Source organism: Streptomyces sp. VRA16 Mangrove soil (genome assembly GCF_017377775.1).
Lineage (GTDB): Bacteria > Actinomycetota > Actinomycetes > Streptomycetales > Streptomycetaceae > Streptomyces.
In genome coordinates, this window is record NZ_JAFVLN010000009.1 from 107,448 (window position 1) to 128,908 (window position 21,461).

Annotated in this window: 19 protein-coding genes and 1 pseudogene; 4 read left to right on the forward strand and 16 right to left on the reverse strand. The window is 69.2% G+C overall.

Annotated features, from left to right (window positions below; all coding sequences use genetic code 11):
• Positions 1 to 10 precede the first annotated feature (10 nt).
• The 3 genes from nthA to J3486_RS44745 are packed head-to-tail and all read right to left on the reverse strand — an operon-like array spanning position 11 to position 1,334.
• Positions 11 to 685, reverse strand: a complete 675-nt coding sequence (gene nthA, locus J3486_RS24455; RefSeq protein ID WP_207823745.1) for a nitrile hydratase subunit alpha — start codon at positions 683 to 685, stop codon at positions 11 to 13.
• Between the two features lie 5 nt (positions 686 to 690).
• On the reverse strand, positions 691 to 1,002 hold the full coding sequence (locus J3486_RS44740) for an SH3-like domain-containing protein (protein WP_207823747.1): 312 nt from the start codon (positions 1,000 to 1,002) through the stop codon (positions 691 to 693).
• A complete protein-coding gene (locus J3486_RS44745; protein WP_207823749.1) occupies positions 999 to 1,334 on the reverse strand; it encodes an SH3-like domain-containing protein in 336 nt (111 codons plus the stop codon). The genes J3486_RS44740 and J3486_RS44745 overlap by 4 nt, the downstream gene beginning before the upstream one ends.
• Positions 1,335 to 3,339: 2,005 nt before the next feature.
• Here J3486_RS44745 and J3486_RS24470 point away from each other — a divergent pair.
• Positions 3,340 to 4,218, forward strand: coding sequence for a squalene/phytoene synthase family protein (locus J3486_RS24470; RefSeq protein WP_307804932.1), 879 nt, complete (start codon positions 3,340 to 3,342; stop codon positions 4,216 to 4,218).
• 95 nt (positions 4,219 to 4,313) lie between these two features.
• Here the strand turns inward: J3486_RS24470 and J3486_RS24475 are convergent, their stop codons facing one another.
• A complete protein-coding gene (locus J3486_RS24475) occupies positions 4,314 to 4,913 on the reverse strand; it encodes an HdeD family acid-resistance protein (protein WP_207823751.1) in 600 nt (199 codons plus the stop codon).
• Positions 4,914 to 5,646: 733 nt separating this feature from the next.
• Here J3486_RS24475 and J3486_RS24480 point away from each other — a divergent pair.
• A pseudogene (locus tag J3486_RS24480) lies at positions 5,647 to 5,961 on the forward strand (NAD(P)/FAD-dependent oxidoreductase); the annotation flags it as partial.
• A gap of 309 nt (positions 5,962 to 6,270) precedes the next feature.
• Positions 6,271 to 7,854, forward strand: a complete 1,584-nt coding sequence (locus tag J3486_RS45005; RefSeq protein ID WP_307804920.1) for a restriction endonuclease — start codon at positions 6,271 to 6,273, stop codon at positions 7,852 to 7,854.
• Between the two features lie 1,151 nt (positions 7,855 to 9,005).
• Here J3486_RS45005 and J3486_RS24490 read toward each other — a convergent pair.
• From J3486_RS24490 to J3486_RS24515, 6 genes are all read right to left on the reverse strand, one after another.
• Entirely contained in the window at positions 9,006 to 9,485 is a 480-nt protein-coding gene (locus J3486_RS24490) for a DUF4238 domain-containing protein (protein WP_307804921.1), read from the reverse strand.
• Positions 9,395 to 10,045, reverse strand: coding sequence for a DUF4238 domain-containing protein (locus J3486_RS24495; RefSeq protein WP_207823755.1), 651 nt, complete (start codon positions 10,043 to 10,045; stop codon positions 9,395 to 9,397). Before J3486_RS24495 ends, J3486_RS24490 begins: the two co-directional genes overlap by 91 nt.
• Before the next feature lie 567 nt (positions 10,046 to 10,612).
• Positions 10,613 to 11,095 carry an NUDIX domain-containing protein gene (locus J3486_RS24500; protein WP_207823757.1) on the reverse strand — a complete coding sequence of 161 codons (483 nt, stop codon included), beginning with the start codon at positions 11,093 to 11,095 and terminating at the stop codon, positions 10,613 to 10,615.
• Positions 11,096 to 11,134: 39 nt separating this feature from the next.
• Positions 11,135 to 12,739 carry an apolipoprotein N-acyltransferase gene (gene lnt, locus J3486_RS24505; RefSeq protein WP_207823759.1) on the reverse strand — a complete coding sequence of 535 codons (1,605 nt, stop codon included), beginning with the start codon at positions 12,737 to 12,739 and terminating at the stop codon, positions 11,135 to 11,137.
• A gap of 45 nt (positions 12,740 to 12,784) precedes the next feature.
• Positions 12,785 to 14,434, reverse strand: coding sequence for a multicopper oxidase family protein (locus J3486_RS24510; protein ID WP_207823761.1), 1,650 nt, complete (start codon positions 14,432 to 14,434; stop codon positions 12,785 to 12,787).
• A complete protein-coding gene (locus J3486_RS24515) occupies positions 14,427 to 14,810 on the reverse strand; it encodes a hypothetical protein (protein WP_207823763.1) in 384 nt (127 codons plus the stop codon). The genes J3486_RS24510 and J3486_RS24515 overlap by 8 nt, the downstream gene beginning before the upstream one ends.
• 167 nt (positions 14,811 to 14,977) lie before the next feature.
• On the opposite strand from J3486_RS24515, the gene J3486_RS24520 reads away from it, so the two are divergent.
• A complete protein-coding gene (locus tag J3486_RS24520; RefSeq protein ID WP_207823765.1) occupies positions 14,978 to 15,859 on the forward strand; it encodes a LysR family transcriptional regulator in 882 nt (293 codons plus the stop codon).
• On the opposite strand, the gene J3486_RS24525 is transcribed toward J3486_RS24520, so the two are convergent.
• Genes J3486_RS24525 through J3486_RS24550 form a run of 6 tightly spaced genes read right to left on the reverse strand, consistent with a single transcriptional unit; the run spans position 15,856 to position 21,456 of the window.
• Positions 15,856 to 16,533 carry a response regulator transcription factor gene (locus J3486_RS24525; protein ID WP_207823767.1) on the reverse strand — a complete coding sequence of 226 codons (678 nt, stop codon included), beginning with the start codon at positions 16,531 to 16,533 and terminating at the stop codon, positions 15,856 to 15,858. The genes J3486_RS24520 and J3486_RS24525 overlap by 4 nt on opposite strands.
• A 22-nt stretch (positions 16,534 to 16,555) precedes the next feature.
• Complete coding sequence (gene hypE, locus J3486_RS24530) at positions 16,556 to 17,590, reverse strand: hydrogenase expression/formation protein HypE (RefSeq protein WP_207823769.1); 1,035 nt, start codon at positions 17,588 to 17,590, stop codon at positions 16,556 to 16,558.
• Positions 17,587 to 18,702 (reverse strand): hydrogenase formation protein HypD, encoded by a 1,116-nt coding sequence (gene hypD, locus J3486_RS24535; protein ID WP_207823771.1) that lies wholly within the window; start codon positions 18,700 to 18,702, stop codon positions 17,587 to 17,589. Before hypD ends, hypE begins: the two co-directional genes overlap by 4 nt.
• Complete coding sequence (locus J3486_RS24540; protein WP_207823773.1) at positions 18,699 to 19,337, reverse strand: CBS domain-containing protein; 639 nt, start codon at positions 19,335 to 19,337, stop codon at positions 18,699 to 18,701. Before J3486_RS24540 ends, hypD begins: the two co-directional genes overlap by 4 nt.
• Positions 19,334 to 20,680, reverse strand: coding sequence for a Ni/Fe hydrogenase subunit alpha (locus J3486_RS24545; protein WP_207823775.1), 1,347 nt, complete (start codon positions 20,678 to 20,680; stop codon positions 19,334 to 19,336). The genes J3486_RS24540 and J3486_RS24545 overlap by 4 nt, the downstream gene beginning before the upstream one ends.
• Positions 20,677 to 21,456, reverse strand: coding sequence for an oxidoreductase (locus J3486_RS24550; RefSeq protein WP_207823777.1), 780 nt, complete (start codon positions 21,454 to 21,456; stop codon positions 20,677 to 20,679). Before J3486_RS24550 ends, J3486_RS24545 begins: the two co-directional genes overlap by 4 nt.
• Between the last annotated feature and the right edge of the window lie 5 nt (positions 21,457 to 21,461).

The window sequence follows — 21,461 nt, forward strand, 5'->3', positions numbered from 1 at the left end:
CGGAACCCGGTCACGGCAGCCGGGGCGTGGTGACGCCGATCATGGTGTCCCGGGTGACGAGGGCGGCGAGTTCCGGCTCGCTCATGTCGTCGGTTCCGGCGGGACGCATGGGCAGCACCAGATAGCGCATGTTGGCGTTGCTGTCGTGGACACGGATGGTCACATCCTGCGGGACCTCGGTGCCGAACTCCGCCAGCAGCGCGCGCGGTTCGCGCACGGCACGCGCCCGGTAGGGGCGGCTCTTGTACCAGTCCGGGGGCAGTCCCAGCACGGGACGCGGGTAGCACGAGCAGAGGGTGCAGACCACGAGATTGTGCACGTCGGGTGTCTGTTCCAGCACGATCAGTCTGGTGCCGTCGTAGTTGTCGACGCCGAACTCTTCGATGGCGGCCGTGCCGTCGGCCAGGAGACGCTGTTTGAAGTCCGGGTCGGTCCAGGCCCGTGCGACCAGGGCCGAACCGAGCGCGGGCCGGTGGGCGTCGAGGGTCTCGATCATCGCGCGGACCTCGTCGGCGGTGATCAGGCCCTTGTCCACGAGCAGTTCACGGATGGCCTGGTGCAGGACGTCGAAGTAGTCGGGTTCCTCGACGGCCGTCTCGATGGGGGCGTGCGGGTCAGGCCCGCCGGTGGAGCCGTGGGTGTGGTCGCTGTGATCGACGAGAATGTTGTCGCGGGCGTTCGTCACGAACGTCACCGTCCTTCCGTGTCGCGGTGGCCGTCGGGCTGTTCCAGCCAGTGCTCGTAGATCTCCAGTTCCAGAACGTCGTCGGCCGGCCCGTCGTAGTCGGGCCAGAGCGCCGCCTGCTCGATGCGCACCCGGTACAGGCGGACCTCGCCGCCCTCGTTGACTCCGTAGGCCTCCCGCTCGGGGTTGAGAAAGCGGGGCAGGACGCGCTCGATGCGGCCTTCCTTGCCGCGGGCGTAGAGCGGGGTGCGGACGTGGCCGGGGGCGTCGCGGTCGGCGATGCGGACCTTGTCATTGAGCGCGAAGCGGGCGGTCATGCGGCGGCCTCCGTGAGGCGGTTCCTGATCTCGTTCATCCGGGCGCCGAGTTCCTCAGAGGTGATGACACCCTTTTCGACGAGCACCTTGGACGCGGACACCGCCCACCGTTCGTAGTAGGTGAGTTCGCCGATGATCTGGGCGCCGAGGTCCTCCACTCCGCGCCGCTTCTCCTCGGTATTGACGAGTTTGTGCGCGGCGAGGACGTTGAGCAGCGCGTGGCAGCTCTTTTCGAAGGGGGTGAGCTCGTGGTCGGACGGGATCACCGGTCCGGCCGGCAGTCCGCCGAGATCGTGCGCGGGGCGCACGACCATGTCACGTTTGGTGGTCATGGTTCCTCCTTGACCGAGAGGCTGGAATTCGGTGTACGGCTCGCGCATTCCGTCGCGTATGCCGGTAATGAGCTTGCGCCAAAGCCTCAAAGAGGGCATCGGTCAAACGACCACCTGCTGTCGCAATGCCTTTTGAGGCACATGCGCTTGAGGCACATGTCAGGGAGAAAGGTGCTGTCGGACGTCCCCTGAACCGCTCCGCGATCGGCGGAGCTCCACGCGGTGACTCCAGCCGCCGGCAAGGGCTGGTGCTGAGCGCAGTGGTGGGTCTCGGGGCTGGCGAGGTGGGACGGTCTCCGGTGCGGTGTGGAAGCACTGGCTGGCGACACGGTCGACCCGTTCCGCGGTGCCGCGTTCGGCGTCGGCAAGGCCCTGCCAGGGCCTGCGGGGCTTGATCAGCTCGGTCTCGTGGAGGCAGATCTGGGACTTCATGAGCGCGTTGTCCAGGGCATCACTGACGGTGCCGATCTAGGCATCGAAACCCGCATCGAGGGGGTGCGTGGTACACGAAGGATGTGTACTGGCTCGAGGCATCCGAATGATGAACGAGTCGTGGCCGAGCGGGAGTTCAGGCGCGGTCGCGGCGCCACAGCGCCATGATCTGGGCGGCTGGCCTTGGAGATGTGGTTCGGTCCCAGAGACCGGATGACATTCATCATCGTCCACGGCGGTGTCTGGTGGCGAACGGCTACAGGTGACTGGACATCACCACCGTCACCGTCAGACACCCCGAGGCTTCGGACACCACCGCCAGCGAATCGACGCACCTGGAAGAACCAGTGGCGGGGCCGTTACACCGGCCCCCACAAAGGGCGCTCGCGTCGGGAGTCCTCGAAGTCAGCTTAGGCAGGCAACATGAGGGCGCGGGGCCCCACCGGGCAGCAGGCTGGCGCCGACGAAGCTACTCGGAGTCGCCGATATTGGTCATCTGACTTATGCCGTACAGCGCAGCCAGAACGGAGCTTTACAGCAATGAATCCGCAAGTTCAGGTGTAGACACCGCAGGCCGGGCCGAACGGGTCTGCTAGAGCTGCAGCAGACCCAACAATTCGAACAGCGCTACGGAACAGACCCCGATGAAGGGCGCAAGTCACTGCGCTCATGGAAGAGCAAGCCCGGCGCGTAGGTGGTGCGCCGTCGCGGCGTGACCTTCGTGTTCAACAAGAAGGAGCCTTGCTTCAGGGCCCACCAGGGCTGACTCCTCAAGTTGGGAAACGAGATGGCCCGGCACCGCCGACGCGGTGCCGGGCCATCTCGTTTCCCAAGCGCCTCGGCCCATATGCGGGTGCCGGGGGGACGAAGACGTCGCCGCTGCGTGGGCGCCGCACCGACGAGTCCGACAGGTCATCGGGGCCGTCGGATCTCCCGCTTGAGGATCTTCCCGGTGGATCACGTGGCCAGAGAAGGAACGATCCGGACCACGCGCAGGTACTCGTAAGGAGCGACCCGGTGCTTGACGAAGGTAGGCAGGTCGTCCTCTGTGGCGCCCCATCGGAGTAAAGAAGTCGGCCGCGGCGCCCCCCTCATCGAAAGGCTCATCCCGGAGGCCTCGTCAGGGCCGCGCCGACCGCACTGACCAACGTGCCTGCCACGGCAGGCAGCTACCGCCGCCCGTTGCGCGCTGCCCTCGTGCGCGAACAAACGGGCCGCACCGGAGTCGGTCAGGCAATGCCGGTCCTACCTCTGTTGATTCCGTTCAAGAACGTTGCCCGGTCCGGCGTCGTCGCCAGCCGGGGAATGGAATCCGACGGCAGGGCAACGTACATCTCCCACACCGACAAGGGACCTGATCGCTCCCGGCACTTCCCTTCGTGAGTGGCCGGGTCCTTCCCAGCCAGAGGGTTGAGGAGTGTGGCCGCAATCAGTGACCGCGTCTCCGGACACCCGAATGATGTCCGCGCCGCGCGGCATATCGCCGTCGCACGGAAGTAACACGCGCGAAAGCGCAGAACTTCAGCTACGGCGTACGGCTGCTGCCCTGCCCTGAACGGAGGCCCTGTCCGCGATTGACGCCTCGGCGCGCAAGGCGGGCGGCAAAGGAGACGTCACCTCGGAGAAACACCGCAGGTTGGAGCTGCTGGTGCACGTCAGTTCGATGCTCGACGGTCTGGGCATGGGCCGCGCGGGTGACGATGCGAACGCCCCCGTACCCCTAGCCCTCACAGACGTCTCTCAGCGCTTCACCGTTCCGTTGACCGCGTTCCACGAACTGATCGCCGGCGTCACAATGGACGTGGAACAGTCGGAGTGGAAGAGCTTTGCCGACCTGCTCGTCTACTGTCGCTGCGTGGCGGGTTCCATCGGGCGGCTGTCACGTGGAGTGTTCGGCTGCACACATGCCCAGCGGGGCCAGGCACACGCCGACACACTGGGGCTGGCCCTGCAGAACACCAACATCATCCGGACATTCGCGAATACGCCGCGGTGGGCCGACGCCACCCTTCTCGCAGAGAACCCCGCACGTTTCGGCTGCGAAGAGACATGGTTCGCCACTGACAGGGTTTCGTCCGGCGCGGACTCCCACGGTCTCGTCGGATACCGGCGAGCAGAGCACGTGCACTGTTTGCTGAGGGGCTCCACTTGCTTTCAGTGCTCGCCGGTCGCAGCCGGGCCGACGTCGGCGCGATGGCAGGCGTCTACCGCAGCCTGCTCGACAGCATCGGGGCCGAAGCCACCGCGGCGATGGCAGACCGGGCCTCCCTGTCCACGCGGGCGGAGCCCGCGTGGCGCTTTCGGCCCTGCTGGGTCGCGTGCGCTGACGACGTCCGTCGCGGCCGCCGACCCCCATGCCGTCATACGTCGGCTTGGTGAAGTCAGACGACTCATACACCCGCGACTCGGCCTCCTCGGCCGACCAGCGAGCAGTACACCACGGGGACCGTGACCGGCAACGCTGCGCCGCTACAGTTCGTTCAACCCGCTGGCGCCCAGGCCCGACGGAGGCCGCTCCGGTCGGAGCCCGGATTCCAACGAGGTATGTCAGAGGCCTGGCGTGGTTGTCCGGCGGCGCACCTGAACGCCGTGGACAACCTCGGTCACACCGATCACGACCAACCAGATCCCGGCCACGATCGTCAGAGTGGCGATGGAGGAGAACGGCCAGATGACGACCGTCAGCCCAGCGAGGAGAGTGACGGCCCCCAGCAGACCACTCCACGCCCGCAACGGACGCTCGGACCCCGAGACCGCCACCATGATCATCGAGACGCCGCTCAGCAGCCAGCCGAAGCCGATCCAGATCGCGAGCAGGAAAAGTGACTGTGCCACGCTGCGGAAGGACATCAGCCCGAGCAGCACGCTCAGAGTCCCGCTGAGTACGGAAAGGGCCCGGTAAGACCCGGGCACATGGGGCCCGAACGCGCCCACGAGCTGCGTCACACCGTAGGCGAGCAGATAGACGCCGAAGAGCACACCCACGACAGCCAGAGTGGCGCCCGGCCAGACCAGGGCCACGACTCCGACAGCGGCGGCGACCACACCACCGCCGACCATGACCTTCCACGCCGCGGCTCCCAGAAGGTCCACGATCCTCGACTCGTTCCAGCCGGTTCCACTCGATGCTTCGTTCGCGATGTCCATGGTGTCCGCGACTCCTCTCGTGTTGGGAAATCCAGCCTCGCAGCGCTGATGTCCCCCGTGATCGGTCATCCGACCTACGTGTGTGACTCTCAGGCGTCCGGAGCCGCGCGGTCGACACGTATGTGGACGGACGAGATACGTTGGAATCTCTTTCCAGAACCGGAGCCGCCCGCCCTCGGTATGCGCGCCCCGTGACCGCTTGCCAGAGTGACCCGGTGAGCCTCAATTCGCTCAATGCGCCGGTGACGCGCCGCGCGCCGTTCTCGCCCCTCGCCACGCAGAGCACATCCGATCCCACGGTGAGAGTGAGCGTTTCCCGTGCATTTTGCACGAGGCCTGGCCGGTCATGACGGCGTGGCACACTGGCGGCTCAGGCAGCGGTGACGGCGGAATCCGGTTGCGTCTGGAGATCGAGAGCAGACCGTCGTAGCTGCCGTACATCGAGCCGGTCTGATGCAGCCGTAGCGACGAGGTGGGCCGGATGACGTTGATCGCAGCCCGGACGACGTCGATCGCAGCATCGCACTGGGAGCTCGTCTTCTGGGAGCACCAGGGTCAGGTCCAGGCGGTCGTACTGGCCCATGACCCAGGGCATGTCCGGCCCCATCCCCATGGACACCACGCTCTTCGGTATCAGCTTCGCGCCGGGTACCTCGATGCCCCCACATACTGGTGACGCGGCGCTCCGGCTGGCTGAAGGGCTCTGCGTGGAAAAGGACGGGATGCTCGCAGCGTCGTCCTGCGCTACACCGCGACCGGCGAGACCCACGAGCTGGACGTCACGGGTCTGTTCATCGCGATCGGCCACGATCGGCGCACCGAACTGTTCACCGGACAGCTCGACTTGAACGACGAGGGCTACCTCTAGACACAGGCGCCTTCGACCCGTACGAATATCCCGGGCGTCTTAGGCGCGGGCGACGTCGTCGACCACACCCACCGCCAGGCCATCACCGCAGCCGGCAGTGGCTGCGCGGCCGCGCTCGACGCCGAGCGCTACCTGGCGGCACTCGCCGACACGGCCAACACCGCGCAGCCGGTCGCAGCCGCCGTCTGCCCCGAAGCCCCTGCACCACGGGGACCGTCCACGACTCTCAAGACCGTCACCGACGACTCCTTCGCACAGGGCGTCCTGACCGGGCGAGTCGTGGACGGATCCCCGCCCGAGCCGACCCGCGCCTTTAACACATACGGCACTGTCACTGCAGCGCCGTACGCGCCTGACGCTCAATACGCCGTCCTCACGGGAAGTTGCGAACGGTCTTGGCCAGACTTCGAGGGCCTCCTGACGTTGTTGGACGGGTAGGTAATACTGCGAAGGTTCGGCCAAAGGATCATGCACTGACCTGGGGGCGCAGTGGCAGGTAGAAACGGGGCGGGCGGGAACGATCCCTACGCCAGAGAACTCGCACGGCAGGCAAGGGAGTACGAGAAAGCCCGCAAGGCCGCCGAGGCCAAGGCCAAACGCAAGGCACGCGAGGAGAAGGTCGCGTATGAGGCGGCCCGCGCGCAGGAGGCTGTCGACCGCACCTACGTGCTGGAGAACGACGTCGAGCAGCTGACGAATCTTCTGCGGACTGCTGTGCTGGACAGCAACCCTCTGACCTTCGACCGGCTCAGGCAGAAGTTCACGCCGGCCGCCTTTATCCCTCCCAAGGGCCGGGCCAAGGCCGCCCCACAGCCACGCTGGGAGGAGTACGAACCGGAACCGCCGCGCGGCTTCCTCGGTGCGCTTGGCTTCGGCCGCAAGGGATACGACGCCGAAGTCGAGGCGGCCCGCGAGCGGTTCGACAGGGCATTGAGCGACCATGCGCGGGACGACAAGAAGCGCGTCGAGAAGCTGGAGAGGCTCCGCACCAAGCACGAGGAGCAGAACCAGCAGGAGGCCACCCGGGTCGAGGAGTGGAACGCACGTATCGAGGAGCGCCAGGCTGCTTATCGCGAGCGGGGCGTCGAGGCGGTTGAGTGGTTCATCGACCAGGCGCTAGCCGCGTCCAAGTACCCGCATGGCTTCCCCAAGGCGCATCGGGTCTCGTATCAAGCAGACACAGGCGACCTGCTGGTCGAGATCGACCTCCCGCTGGAAGACGTCATTCCCGAGGCACGCGCGTACCGATACGTGAAATCCCGCGACGAGATGAATCCTGTGCCGCGCCCCGACAAGGAGCGCAAGGAGCTCTACGCCTCCGTCCTCGCCCAGACCGCGCTGCGCACCGTGCACGAACTGTTCGCCGCCGACACCGAGGGCGCCGTCAAATCCATCGCTCTCAATGGACATGTGGCCACCATCGACCGCGCCACCGGGCGCGAGGTGCACCCCTGCCTGATCACCCTCCAGACAGACCGGGAGGAGTTCGCGCAGCTCGTCCTGACCCAGGTGGACCCACGCGCCTGCCTGAAGCGGTTGCGCTCACTGATCTCGCCGAACCCGTACGAACTGGAGCCAGTGCGGCCTCTGGTCACCTTTGACCTCAGCAAGTTCCGGCTCATGGACAGCCTGGACGTTGTGGCAGGGCTGGACAGCCGCCCTGTGCTCATGGACCTGACGCCCACAGAGTTCGAGCACCTGATCCGGCAGCTGTTCGAGGCCATCGGCCTGGACAGCGTGAACACCCAGCCCTCCAAGGACGAGGGTGTCGACGCCATCGCGATGAACACCGACCCGGTGATGAAGGGACTGTGCGTCATCCAGGCCAAGCGCACCAAGAACGTGGTGCCGTTCGAGACTGTCTCGGCCCTGGCCGGTGTCGTGGAACACAAGCGGGCGGCCAAGGGCATCCTCGTGACGACCTCATGGTTCGGTCGGGCCAGCGAGGCGTTCGCCAACGAGCACGGACGTCTTGAACTGCTCGACGGCGCCAACCTGGTCCACCTGTTCAAGGAGCACCTGAACCTCGACGTGATCCCAGGACCGGTGCCGCCGAAGCGCCGGCCCCAATAAGCGGGGTGCCACGAAAGTCGTGCGGTGCCCCGCCTATCGCCGGTTGAGCACTACGCGACACACAGCACAGACCATGCCCGCGTCCCTGCCGTATCGCCTCATCAGCTGCCCGCATTCCGCACAGGGACCTGACGAACCAGCCCTCCTCTCCGGCACGGCAGGTCCGGTCGATCTCCTGGTCGGCGAATGTGGTCTCGTCGCCCTCTTCCTACTCTGGCACGGGAAGAGGCTTCTTCTCGCCGACGAGCTCCTTCCAGAGGTCACGATCGGTCGCAGTCACCCACATGTGCCTCCCTGCCCGCCCCCTGCCGCGGTTTGGCACATAGACCGGAACGCTTTCCCCTGTTGCACTCGACACGACGAGACCCTCAAGGTGCACAGGCTTCCTTTCCGACTGGCACAGGGCCAGCCGGAACCAGTCCGCGTGCATCCCGCCACAGTGACCGGCACCCTCACTCAATAGGCAATGACGGTCACTGCTGGACGCACCTCCAGACCTCAAGGTGGCGGTAGCCACCACGAATCACCATCTCCCTGCCGCTGGCGATGCCTTTCCACGGCATGTCGTCCACGCGTGCCCAGGGGCGCGGTCGATCAGTGAGGCAGTACGGTCCTTCGCGACCCAGAGCGGGGTGATACCGCTGTCCACCGCCGAGACGGAACGACGGTGCACGCTGCTCGGGGTGCTGTGGTGGTACTGGATCTCCCAACCAACGCGTATGCCGTCAGGCCCGGTCACCAACGCATCGCAAATACTCCGGCGCCCGACTGTCGGCACTTCGGGCTCCGCTCCAAGACCGCATCGCGCAGCTTCTCGTACGACGCGTTCCTTGGTGGCCTTCTGCTGCACGTTCTCCGCAGGAGTCGCACTGTGGGTCACGGGCAGATGAGAGGCCACCAGTGGCCGACGACCACCGATTCGACCTCGCCGGACAAACATCCACGGCGACTTGCCGCCGGACTCTGAAAGGCATTCCCTGCCCTCATGATGTGCCAGGCATTCAAGCAGCTGCGGGTTTCGCTCTGAGACGCTCGTCATGATCTCGTCCATCAGGCCGGGTCGGTCCGCGCGCCCTGGATCCGGTCTCGACAGATTGATCTCTATGCCGTATTCGGTGTGACAAACCCTGGCGGCCTCATCAAGCCGCCAGTCATCCGGTCCCGAACCGAGGTGGCTTGGCCCCTGGAGGCAGCTCGGGGATGTCGCTCATCGCGCGCTTGAAGGCGTCCGGGGGGCCATCGGGCATCAGAAACTTGCTAGGCGGTTGGCTGATCCGGATCTCACTGTTCCTCGGAGACGGCAGCTCGGCTCCCTCCAGGGGGTCGTCATCGGGGTGATGGAACAGCTCCCTGCGCGCGTTGAACGCAAAGCGCTGGTTCAGCTCCTTGGCCAGCTTGGTGTGCGTCCGTACGCAGAAGTCATCGTCGTCAGACGGGACCATCATGATGGCCACCCGCCGGTCGATCGGCATGAGGATCGCGCCCGCGGTCCCGATACCCACGCCGCGCCATGCAGGCGTATCTTCATCGCGCACCAGCGTCACCGGATGATCCGGAATGAGCAGGGCGCGGCGCTCGAACTTGATGAGACCCCATGCACGAGCCATGAACTCCGAGTACGCCGTCGCCATGGCGTTCCCATCGACACCATGTGACCGTTGACCGACATCTCGGCGTAGTAGCCGTCGAAGTCAGTCAACTCTGCCCACGCCGCGTCGACTTCCTCATCGGAGACAGGCCCTGTGGCCACCGCTTCAAGTCGTCTGCGAATCCCAGGCTTTCCCTCCATAGCGGTCATGATCTTTCCGCAGTAATCCCCGATCTCATTGCTGGCCTTGCGGGCAGCTGGGATTCGCGCGTACTGGGCTGCAATCCACTCGGCGTGTACCGCTCGTTGTTCCAACGGCAGGGGCCACACCCCGTCATCGACGGCCTTGCGGATGACCGCGGCCGACTTGCCCTCCAGCTCGGCAAGCAAGCTCTCCACGCTGTCGTCGAGTTGACCGTTCTCGCCCCGCATCGAGTAGAAGTCGTTATGAACGGTTACGTCCGCGATCCCCACCAGACGCTGTGCGTCGCCGTCAAGAGGCACGGGTAGGAGGCGCTTCCCGTCAGCGAAGCGTCGCAGCAGCAGGCGCGGCACGGTGTGATGCCGACGCTTCAGCTTCGGGTCGCCAGAGGACTTGCCCATGTCATGACGGTACGGCCACCCCTGGCATCACGCTGGCTATTTCTTTCCTGATCGGCAGCGTTCGTATCCCCCGATCAGGGTGCCGTACGCACCTCTCAAGCACCGGCGAGAGGGTCAGTGGCGCGATGTGCCGATTCCGTCCTTTCTCGAAGAGTTCACGGATCGACTGCCGATTTCTCAACGAGCAAGGAGGCCTACCCCACAGCGGCCTCGTGCGGAAATCCTGGTTCCGCGCCATCGAGCGGCTCGGTATGCCCCGATACAAGCCGCACGATCTCCGGCACAAATGGGCCATCCTCGTTCTGACCCAGGTGGCTTCGCTTCATGAAACCGCACGATGGTTGAGACACACGGCGATCAGTGTGACCGCAGCGACCTATGGCCATCTCACGCAGGACGGCCGCGAGCGTTGTCAGCAGATCCTCCACGCGACCTACGGGCCGTACGCGCCGAGCAGCACCACGAACGCGTGCTGACTCCGTGCTGACTCCAGCCTGCAACCCCCAGCATCCGTCACTGAGGGTGATCGATTTGGTCTCCCCGCCATGAGGCGCCCGGGACCGCCCCTCAGCCCGCCGAGCCGCCCTCGAACCAAGCCGGCCCGTCCTGCATGGCCTGCTTGATCCTGAACAGACCGTGCTCGTCCAGCGGCGGCAGCGCGTCCAGGTCGAACCAGCCGACCTCCAGCGACTCGTCGTCGTTGACCCGGGCCTCACCGCCGACGGCCCGGCACCGGAACGTGATGTCCATGAACTGGCACTGATCCCCGTTGGGATAGGTGATCGCCTTCTTGGTGGCCTGGACGAGGACGACGCGCTCGGCGACGCACTCGACGCCGGTCTCCTCGAACACCTCGCGGGTGGCGACGTCGGCGGGCTGCTCCCCCGGCTCGGCGATCCCCGCGGGCACGGCCCACTTCCCGGTGTCGGCGCGGCGGCCGAGCAGCACCCGGCCCTCGTCGTCGAAGACGACGGCGGTGACGCCCGGCAGGTAGAGGAGCTGGTGGCCCGCGGTGGCGCGGATCGCGCGGATGTAGTCGGGAGTAGCCATACGCGCGACCCTAACCGTTCGACCGGCCGAACCCGAAGGTCAGGCCGTGGTCCGCCGCCCGCGACGGGACCGTACGACGGCCCACGCCAGGCCGCCGACGCCGATGCCGACGAGCAGCGCCTCGGGCCAGACACCCGCGCGCGTGGCGAGCGTCTTGGTGGTGCGCCGGGGTACGTCGGCGAGGAGGGTGTCGGCCTCGAACATGCCGGTCTTCTGGGCGATGGACCCGTCGGGCCGGATGACGGCGCTGACGCCGCTGGTGACCGGGACCATCACGGCCCGGCCGTGCTCGACGGCGCGCACCCGGTCCATGGCGAGCTGCTGGTAGGTCATCTGGCTGCGCTCGAAGGTCGCGTTGTTGCTGGGCACGGACAGGATCTGGGCGCCCGCGTCGACCTGGTCGCGCACGACGTCGTCGAACGCGGCCTCGTAGCAGGTGACGTTGCCGACCTTGGTGCCCGCCATGTCGAAGACGACGGCCTTGGTGCCGGGCTTGAAGTTGCCCGCCCGGTCGACGTCCTTGCTGAAGATGCGGAAGAAGCCGCGGTACGGCATGTACTCGCCGAAGGGCTGCAGGTGCCGCTTGTTGTACGTGGCGCCGGGGCCCGTCTTCGGGTCCCACAGGATCAGCTGGTTGCGCTCGTCGCCGTTCTTGTCGGTGACGACGGCGCCCACCGAGATCGGGGCGCCGACCGCCTCGGCGGCCTTCTGGATCTCCTGGTAGGCGTCGATGTTCACGTACGGGTCGATGTCGGAGGAGTTCTCCGGCCACAGGACGAGGTCGGGCTTCTTGACCTTGCCTGTCTTGATCTTCGCGGCGAGCTTCATGGTCTCGCGCACGTGGTAGTCCAGCACGGCCCGCCGCTGGGCGTTGAAGTCGAGGCCCATGCGCGGCACGTTGCCCTGGATGAGCGCCACGCGCGCGGTGCCGGCCTCGGCGGAGGTGGCGACCAGCGGCATCGCGGCCGCTCCGGCGAGCACGGGCGCGACGGTGAAGGCGGCCGCGGCGACGACGCCCCGGTCGCGCAGCAGCCGTACGTCGGCACGGCCGCGGACCTTCTTGACGCGCAGCGCCAGTGCGCCGAGCCCGAATCCGCACAGCACCACGGCGAAGCCGAGCAGCGGGGTGCCGCCCAGCGAGGCCAGCGGCAGGAACACCCCGCTGGGCTGGCCGAAGGCCACCTTGCCCCACGGGAACCCGCCGAAGGGGAAGCGGGCGCGCAGCGCCTCGTCGGCGATCCACACGCCGCTCGCCCACAGCGGCCACAGCGGCAGCCGCGACACATAGGCGATGCCCATCCCGGCGAACGCGACGACGAGCGCCTCGGCGACGGCGAGCGCCAGCCACGGCAGCGGCCCGACGTCGACGCCCGTCCACGACAGCAGCGGCACCAGGTACGCGAGCCCGAAGACGAGGCCGAGCCCGAAACCGGCCCGCAGCCGTCGCCCGTGCACGGCGATGCCGAACAGCGCGAAGGAGAGCGGCGCCAGCCACGGCAGTTCGCGCGGCGGGAAGGTGACGTACAGGAGGAGTCCGGCCGCTCCCGCGAGGAGGAGGGGCGCGAACCGTCGCAGGTGGAAGCGGCGTACGGGCTGCGCTGCGGGCTCGTCCGACGGGGCGACGGGAGGTGCGGTGGCGGTCACCCGGGGAGTGTACGGCGCGCCTCTGTCAGCGCGGCAGGCCGGGCTTCAGGTGATCCGGAGGTTGGCCATCATGCCCATGTCCTCGTGCTCGGCGTTGTGGCAGTGGAAGAGATAGCGGCCGCGGTAGCCGTCGAAGCGGGTGATGATCTCCGCGGACTCGCCGGGTCGCAGCGAGACGGTGTCCTTGAGGCCCGCGTCGTGCGGCAGCGGCGCCTTCCCGCCGCGCGAGAGGATCTGGAAGCCGACCAGGTGGAGATGGACCGGGTGGTGGACGTCGGCGACGAACCGCCAGATCTCCAGGGCGCCGAGCCGGGTCGTGACGTCGGTGCGCTCCGGGTCGAAGGCCCGTCCGCCGATGAGCCAGCCGCGCCCGTGCTCCATGTGTCCGGCGCGGAAGGCGAACTCGCGCACGGCGGTGGCGTCCTCGCGGCGCCAGTCGGGCAGATCGTCGGCGAGGGTCTTCGGGACGTGGCTGTCGTCGCGGGCCGTGCGGGCGACGCGGAAGGCCATGACGTCGCGGGTGCGTCCGGAGCCGAGCTGGTTGCGCAGCCGCACCAGGCTGCCGACGGGCAGTCCGGCGAAGTCGATGATCACGTCGTACCGTTCCGCGGGTGCCAGCGGCAGCGAGGTGTGCGTGACCGGTGCCGCGAGCAGGCCCTGGTCGGCGCCGATCTGGACGAGGTCGAGGCGGCGTCCGTCCTCGGTGACGGCCTCCAGGTCGTAGTGGCGGGCGTTGGACGCGTTGAGCAGTCGCAGCCGGTGGCGGACGGCGTCGACCTCGTGGACGGGCCAGGGGGCGCCGTTGACCAGGATCACGTCGCCGAGGACCCCGGCCGCGTACGCGCCGCGCACCCCGGGGCGCTCGCGCAGGGTCGGATCGAGCGCGGGGTAGATCAGCGAGCCGTCGGCGGCGAACGCGCGGTCGGCGATCATCAGCGGCAGTTCGCGGGCGCCGCCGGGCAGGTCGAGGGCGTCCTCGACGGCGTCGCGGACGAGGTGCAGGCCGGCCAGGCCGCGCCAGATCGCCGGGGCGGTGAAGTCCATGCGGTGGTCGTGGTACCAGAGCAGGGTGGCGCGCTGGTCGAGCGGGAAGGTGTAGGTCCGCTCCAGGCGCGAGGTGACGGCGTGCGGGTCGCGCATCCCGCTCATGGCGGCCATGCCCGTCATGGACGCGGTACCGCTCGTCGTGGGGGCGCCGTGGTGCGGGTGCGCGGACGGCTCCGGCCAGCCGTCCGGCAGGACCAGATCGGTCGGGTAGCCGTCGGAGTCGGCCGGGGTGCGGCCGCCGTGGAGGTGCACGACGGTCGGCACGGGCAGTTCGTTGCGGTGGGTGACATGGACCGTGCGGCCGCGCCGGGATTCGACGGTGGGTCCGGGGAAGGTGCCGTTGTACGTCCACAGGCGTGTCCGGGTCCCCGGCAGCACCTCCGCGTCGACCTCGCGCTGGGTGATCTCGTACCGGTCGCCGCCCGCACGGCTCGCCGCAGGTCTCAGGACGGGCGGGATCGGGAGCGGCACGGTGTACGGGTCGGGCAGTGGCGCGGTACTGCGCAGTTGGCCGCCGGTGCGGGTCGGGTGCTGTGCCATGGCGCCGGACAGGGCCAGGCTGCCGGCGGCGAGCAGGCCGAGGCCGCCGCCGACGGCGAGGACGCGGCGCCGGGACAGCTCGGGGGCGGTGCCGCAACGGTCAGCCATCCGTGCCGTCCCGGTGTGCGCGCGGCAGCGGCCGCGTCCAGACGGTGACGCACAGGACGGTGAGCCCGGCGAGCAGGGCCACCCCGAGCGGGATGTGCAGCCACAGTGCGCCCGCGAGGCCCGCCGCGTACTGCCCGGACTCGGCGATCAGGATCAGGACCGAGGCGACCGCAGGCCACCACCGGCGCGAGCGCCGTGCGGCGACGACGCCGATCACGGCCTGGACGATGCCGAGGGAGAACGTCACGTCGGCGCCACGGGCGTGCCAGTCGAGGCCGCCGATGTCACCGCTCAAATAGGCTCCGGCGAAGGCCGGTTGGCCGAACGCGACGGCGGTGTGCACGGTGACGGCGAGCCGCAGAATCCGCGCGCTCACATCAAACGACTTGCCCGTTAGGGCAGTTGAGAGACGTTCGGAGGTGGACAGGGTTGTCATGCCCTCCACGGTCATGCCTCGCACGGCATCGGGTCAAAGATCAATATTGCTAACCTGTTATGCCTTCGGCGTTATGAGACCTGGTACGGGCCGCGGTGGGAGTCGCAATGGATCTGCACACGCTGGAACAGTTCCTCGTGGTCGCTCGGCTGGAGCACCTCAGCCGCGCCGCGACCGAACTCCGGGTGGCGCAGCCGTCGTTGAGCCGGACGGTCGCCCGGCTGGAGGCGGAGCTCGGCACTCCGCTCTTCGACCGCTGCGGCCGGATGCGGCTCAACGCCGCGGGGCGGCTCTTCCGCGACCACGTGGAGCGGGCCCTGGGTGAACTGAACGCGGGGCGGCGGGCCGTCGCCGAGGCGACCTGCAACGGCGTCGGCGGGGTCCGGCTCGCCGCGGAGACGTTCCTGACGGTCACCGGCCCGCTGACCGCGTTCAAGCGCGCCCACCCCGACGTCGACGTCGAACTGCACCAGATGGCGGCCACCGACATGCACCGGGCGCTGCGGGCCCACGAGGTCGACCTGTGCGTCGCCTCTCAGCCGATCCCCGGTGCCGGCCTGGACAGCGTCCATCTGCACGACGAGCCCGTCTGGCTGGCCGTGCCGCCCGAGCACCCGCTGACCTCGCGCGCCTCGGTGCGCATCGACGAGCTGCGGGACGAGCCGTTCGTGATCTCCCGTCCGGGGCACTGGCAGCGCCGGCTGCTGGACCAGCTCTTCGCCGCCCGGAACCTGAGCCCGCGCATCGTCTGCGAGGGCGACGAGCCCGCCGCGACGTCGATGCTGGTGAGCGCCGGCATGGGGCTGTCGCTCGTGCCGGACGTCGCCCGTCTGGCCGACGTGTCCGCGCCGGGGTCCTGGCTGCGCGTCGAGGACCCCGGCTGTGTCCGCACCCTCACCCTGCATCGCGCCGCGGGCAGCCGGTGGCCGTCCGCGGTCCGGCTGATGCACACCGCGCTGACCACCTGGGCGTGGGGCGGAACGTCCTAGCCCGGCTCCGGCTTGCCGTGGGTGGCGATCACGGCCGCCTGGATGCGGCGCTCGACTCCGAGCTTGGCGAGGATCCGCGAGATGTGGTTCTTCACGGTCTTCTCCGACAGGTACAGGCGCCGTCCGATCTGTCGGTTGGTGAGGCCCTCCCCGATCAGGTCGAGGATCTCCCGCTCCCGCACCGCGAGCCGGGCGAGCCGCGGGTCCTGTGCGGGTTCGGCAGGTGGCGGTTCGCGCAGGCTGCGCATGAGGCGGGCGGTGGTCTCCGGGTCGAGCATGGACTGCCCGGACGCCACCGTACGGATCGCGGCGAGCAGCTCCTCCCCCTTGACCTGTTTCAGTACGTAGCCCGAGGCGCCCGCCATGATCGAGTCGAGCAGCGCGTCGTCGTCGTCGAACGAGGTCAGCATCAGACAGGCCAACGTGTCGATCCGGGAGCGCAGTTCACGGCAGACGGTGATGCCGTCGATGTCCGGGACGCGGACGTCGAGCACCGCCACGTCGGGGCGGACGGCGGGCCCGCGCGCCAGGGCCTGTTCACCGGTCGCGGCCTCGGCCACCACGGTCAGGTCCGGTTCGCCGTCGAGCAGGTCCCGCAGCCCGCGCCGGACGAGTTCGTGGTCGTCGAGGAGCAGGATACGAATGGGGGCGGTGCTCGTGTCGGACGTGCTCATCACGCCTCCTCACCTTCAACCCTCAGCAGATACGGGGCAGTTGCTCCCCCATCGGCATCTCCACGATGCGCCCCGCACCGACCAGCGTACGCAGCTCGACCCGTCCGGGCGTCCCCTCGACGGCGGTTCCCAGACGCACCGCTTCGGCGCCCTCGGGCAGCGCACGGAGCGCGTCGAGGGCGGCATCCGCGGCGTCCGGGGCGACGAAGGCCACCATGCAGCCCTCGTTGGCGACGACGAGCGGGTCGAGGCCGAGCAGATCACAGGCGGCGCCCACGACTTCGGGCACCGGAAGGGCGCGTTCCTCGATCGTGACGCCGATCCGGGCGTCGCGTGCGATCTCGTTCAGCGCCGCCGCGAGTCCGCCGCGAGTGGGGTCACGCAGGGTGTGCACGGCCTCCCCGCAGCCCGCGAGCGCGCTGACGAGCCGGTGCAGGGGGCGGGTGTCGGAGGCGATGCCCGCTTCGAAGCCGAGACCTTCGCGGGTGGAGAGGATGGTGGTGCCGTGCAGGCCGATCGGTCCGGAGAGCAGGATCGCGTCACCGGGGCGAGCGCGGGTGACGGACGGGGTGAGGCCGGGGATGCGCCGGCCGACGCCCGTCGTGGTGAGGAAGAGCCGGTCGGCGGCGCCGCGCCCGACGACCTTGGTGTCCCCGGTGAGGACGGGGACGCCGACGTCGCGGGCCGCCTTGCCCGCGGACTCCAGGGCGGTGCGCAGCTCGTCGAGGGGCAGCCCTTCCTCGGCGATGACGGCGAGGGAGAGGGCGACGGGCAGGGCGCCGCGCATGGCGAGGTCGTTGACGGTGCCGTGCACGGCGAGGCAGCCGATGTCGCCGCCGGGGAACACCAGCGGGTCCACGACGAACGCGTCGGTGGACAGGGCGAGTTCACTGTCTCCGGGCAGCAGTGCCGCGTCCTCCAGGACACTGTCGGGCGGCGCGCCGAACGCGGGCAGGACGAGGTCGTGGAGGAGTTCGGCGGACAGGCGGCCGCCCGCGCCGTGGCCGAGGAGCAGGGTCTCCCGGTCGTGGTGCGGGGTCGGGCAGGCGAGCGTCATGGCGTGGTCCTCCGGGGGGTGACGGTGCGGGGGCGGCCCGCCGAGTGGAAGGCCGCGCAGGTGCCCTCGGTGGAGACCATGGGCGCGCCGAGCGGGGTGCGGGGGGTGCAGCGGGTGCCGTAGGCGGTGCAGTCGGTGGGCAGCGCGGCGCCGGTGAGGATGGCGCCCGCGATGCACTCGGGGTCCTCGACGGAGCGCAGTCCGGCGATGTCGAAGCGGCGTACGGCGTCGAACGTCGCGTACTCCGGGGCGAGTTCGAGGCCGCTGGCCGGGAGGATGCCGATGCCGCGCCAGGCCCGGTCCGTGACGCGGAAGACCCGCTCCAGGGCGCTCTGCGCCTCGGTGTTGCCGTCGCGGCGCACGGCCCGCGCGTACTGGTTCTCGACGGTGTGCCGCCCGCTCTCCAGCTGCCGTACGGCCATCAGGACGCCTTCGAGCAGGTCGAGCGGTTCGAACCCGGTGACGACGATGGGGACTCGGTACCGCTCGGCGATGGGTTCGTAGGCGCGCCAGCCCATGACCGCGCACACGTGTCCTGCGGCGAGGAACGCCTCGACCTCGCAGTCCGGGTCGTCGAGGAGCGCGGTCATGGCGGGCGGGACGAGGACGTGGCTGACGAGGACCGAGAAGTTGGTGAGGCCGAGCCGCGCCGCGTGCCGTACGGCCATCGCGTTGGCGGGGGCGGTGGTCTCGAAGCCGACGGCGAGGAACACGACCTGCCGGTCGGGCAGTCGCGTGGCGATGCGGACGGCGTCCATGGGGGTGTAGACGACGCGTACGTCGGCGCCGCGGGCGCGCAGGGTCAGCAGGTCGGTGCGGGATCCGGGCACGCGCAGCATGTCGCCGAAGCTGGTGAACACGGTGCCGGGGGTGGCGGCGATCGCCATGGCCCGGTCGAGCGTCTCCAGCGGGGTGACGCAGACCGGGCAGCCGGGGCCGTGGATCATGCGGATCCCGGCGGGCAGGAGTTCGTCGATGCCCTGGCGGACCAGGGTGTGCGTCTGTCCGCCGCACACCTCCATGATCCGCCAGGGCCGGGCGGCCGTGGCCGTCAGCTCGGCGAGCAGGCGGCGGGCCAGGACGGGGTCGCGGTACTCGTCGAGGTACTTCATGCCGCGGTGAAGTCCATCCGGATGTCGACGACGCCCTCGACGGCGCGCGCGAGCCGGGCCGCGACCGGCACCAGGTTGCGGTTGCGCAGGGTGCCGCCGAAGGTGACGACGCCGTCGGTGACGGCGACCGTGACGTGCTGGTCGGGGAAGAGGTAGGCGGCCACGGTGCGCCGCACCTCCTCGGCGATCTCCTCGTCGGTGCGCAGGAACACCTTCAGCAGGTCGGAGCGGCTGACGATGCCTTCGAGCATGCCCTCGGCGTTGACGACGGGCAGCCGCTTGACCTTGCGGTGGGCCATGATGCGGGCGGCCTCGGCGAGGGTGGCGTCGGGGCGTACGCAGACGGCGGGGGTGGTCATGAGCTCGCCCGCGCTGACCGCGCCGGCCTTGACGAGGTCGGTGAGGCGGCGCATCTGGTCGCGCCGGTCGGGGTCCATGTCGCGGAACTCCTCCTTGGGCAGCAGGTCCGCCTCGGAGACGATGCCGACGACGCGGCTCTCGCCCTCCAGGACGGGCACGGCGCTGACCTTCCACTGCTCCATGAGTTCCACGATGTCCTTGAACGGGGCGTCGCGGCCGACGGCCACGACGGTGTGGGTCATGACGTCACTGACGATGTGCGGGCTGACGCTCACGGCAGCCTCCTCCGGGCCGGTGGGACGTGTTCGACGGTGAGGTCGAGGAAGTGGGTGGAGCACGAGATGCACGGGTCGTGGTTGCGGATGGCCCGTTCGCACAGGTGGGTCAACTCGGTGTCGGTCACGTCCGGTTCGCGCAGTGCTGCCTCGGCCAGGCGGCGCAGGTCCTCCTCGATGGCGCCCTGGTTCTGTGCGGTGGGCGGGACGAGGCGGGCGTCGGTGACGGTGCCGTCGGCGTCCAGGACATAGCGGTGGTAGAGGGTGCCGCGCGGCGCCTCGGTGGCGCCGTGGCCGACGCCGGCGCGCGGGGGCACGTCCACGAAGGGCCGGTCGGGCGGCTCGTAGGCGTCGATGATGCGCAGCGCCTCCTCGACGGCGTACACGGTCTCGACGGCACGCACGAGGATGCTGCGGAAGGGGTTGCGGCACACGGCGTCGCCGAGTCCGGCCTCGTCGGCGGCCTGCCGGGCGACGGCCGACAGGCCGCCGCGGTTGATCGCGTAGCGGGCGAGCGAGCCGGTGAGGTGGCGGCGGCCGCGCAGGGTCGCCTGCAGGGCGGTGGAGTGCGGGACCTGGTGCTCGACGACCTCGTCGGTGAAGTCGGCGAGCGGGAACCGCCGCACGCCGTTGCCCTGTCGGGACAGGACGGTGGGAGTGCCGCTCTCGATGGCGTAGGTGCCCGGCTCGGACAGGGCGAGCAGGTCGTGGTCGCAGTCGGCGTCCGGGAAGTCGAAGTCGGCCACCCAGCGCACGGTGGCCCAGGCGTCGTCGAGGGCCCGTTTCAACCGGTCGGCGAGTGGACGGAGTTCAGCCTTCGCGGGAGCGCGGTGGAAGCCGCCGACGCGGACGTTGACGGGGTGGATGGCACGCCCGCCGAGCTGGTCGAGCAGGAGGTTCCCGGCCTGCTTGAGGCGCAGTCCGCGCTCCACGTCGGCGCGGTGGGTGCGGGCGAGGTCGATGGCGCCATCGCGGCCGAGGAAGTCGGGTGCGTGCAGCAGGTAGATGTGCAGGGTCTGGCTCTCGATCCACTCCCCGCAGTACAGCAGCCGCCGCAACTGCCGTATCTCGTAGGGTACTTGGACCTCGCACGCGTCCTCGATCGCGGCGCAGGCGCTCATCTGGTAGGCGACGGGGCAGATCCCGCAGACCCGGGCGGTGATGTCGGGCGGTTCGGTGTGGGCGCGGCCGCGCAGGAACGCCTCGAAGAACCGCGGCGGCTCGTAGATCTGCAGCCGGGCGGCGGTGACGTCGACGCCGTCCACGGTCAGGTGCAGGGCACCCTCGCCCTCCACGCGGGCCAGCGAGCCGACGTGCAGGACACGGGTTCCGCGGTGCGTCACGACCGGGGCTCCTTCGCGAAGGCGGCGGCGTTGAACGTGGACAGGAAGCGTTCGGTGGCAGGGTCGTCGAGGCCGTCGCGGTGAAGTACGGGGATCAGCGCGGGCAGGTTCACCGACCCCGAGGGGCCGAAGCAGCCGTAGCAGCCACGCCCGTACGCGGGACAGAGCGCCCCGCACCCGGCGTGCGTGACCGGGCCGAGGCAGGGGGCGCCGTGGGCGACGGTGACGCAGACGGTGCTACGGCGTTTGCACTCGAAGCAGACGCTGTGGTCCGGGATGTCGGGCTTGCGTCCGGCGAGGAACCCGGTGATCACTTCGAGGAGTTGACGCCGGTCGATGGGGCAGCCGCGCAGCTCGAAGTCGACGTCGACGTGCGCGGAGACCGGGGTGGAGGTGGCGAGGGTGTCGAGGTACTCGGGGCGGGCGTACACCACCCGCCGGAACTCCTCGACGTCCGCGAAGTTGCGCAGCGCCTGGATGCCGCCGGCGGTGGCGCAGGCCCCGATCGTCACGAGGTGGCGGGAGGCGGCGCGGATGTCGCGGATGCGGGCCGCGTCCGCCGATGTCGTCACGGAGCCCTCGACGAGGGTGAGGTCGTAGGGGCCGGGGAGCACCGCGCTGGACGCCTCCAGGAAGTGCGCGATCCGCACCTTCCCGGCCAGGGCGAGGAGTTCGTCCTCGCAGTCGAGCAGGGTGAGCTGGCAGCCGTCGCAGGAGGCCAGTTTGAAGACGGCCAGCGACGGCGTGGTCGTGGTCGTCGCGGCCCTCGTGGTCATGGTGG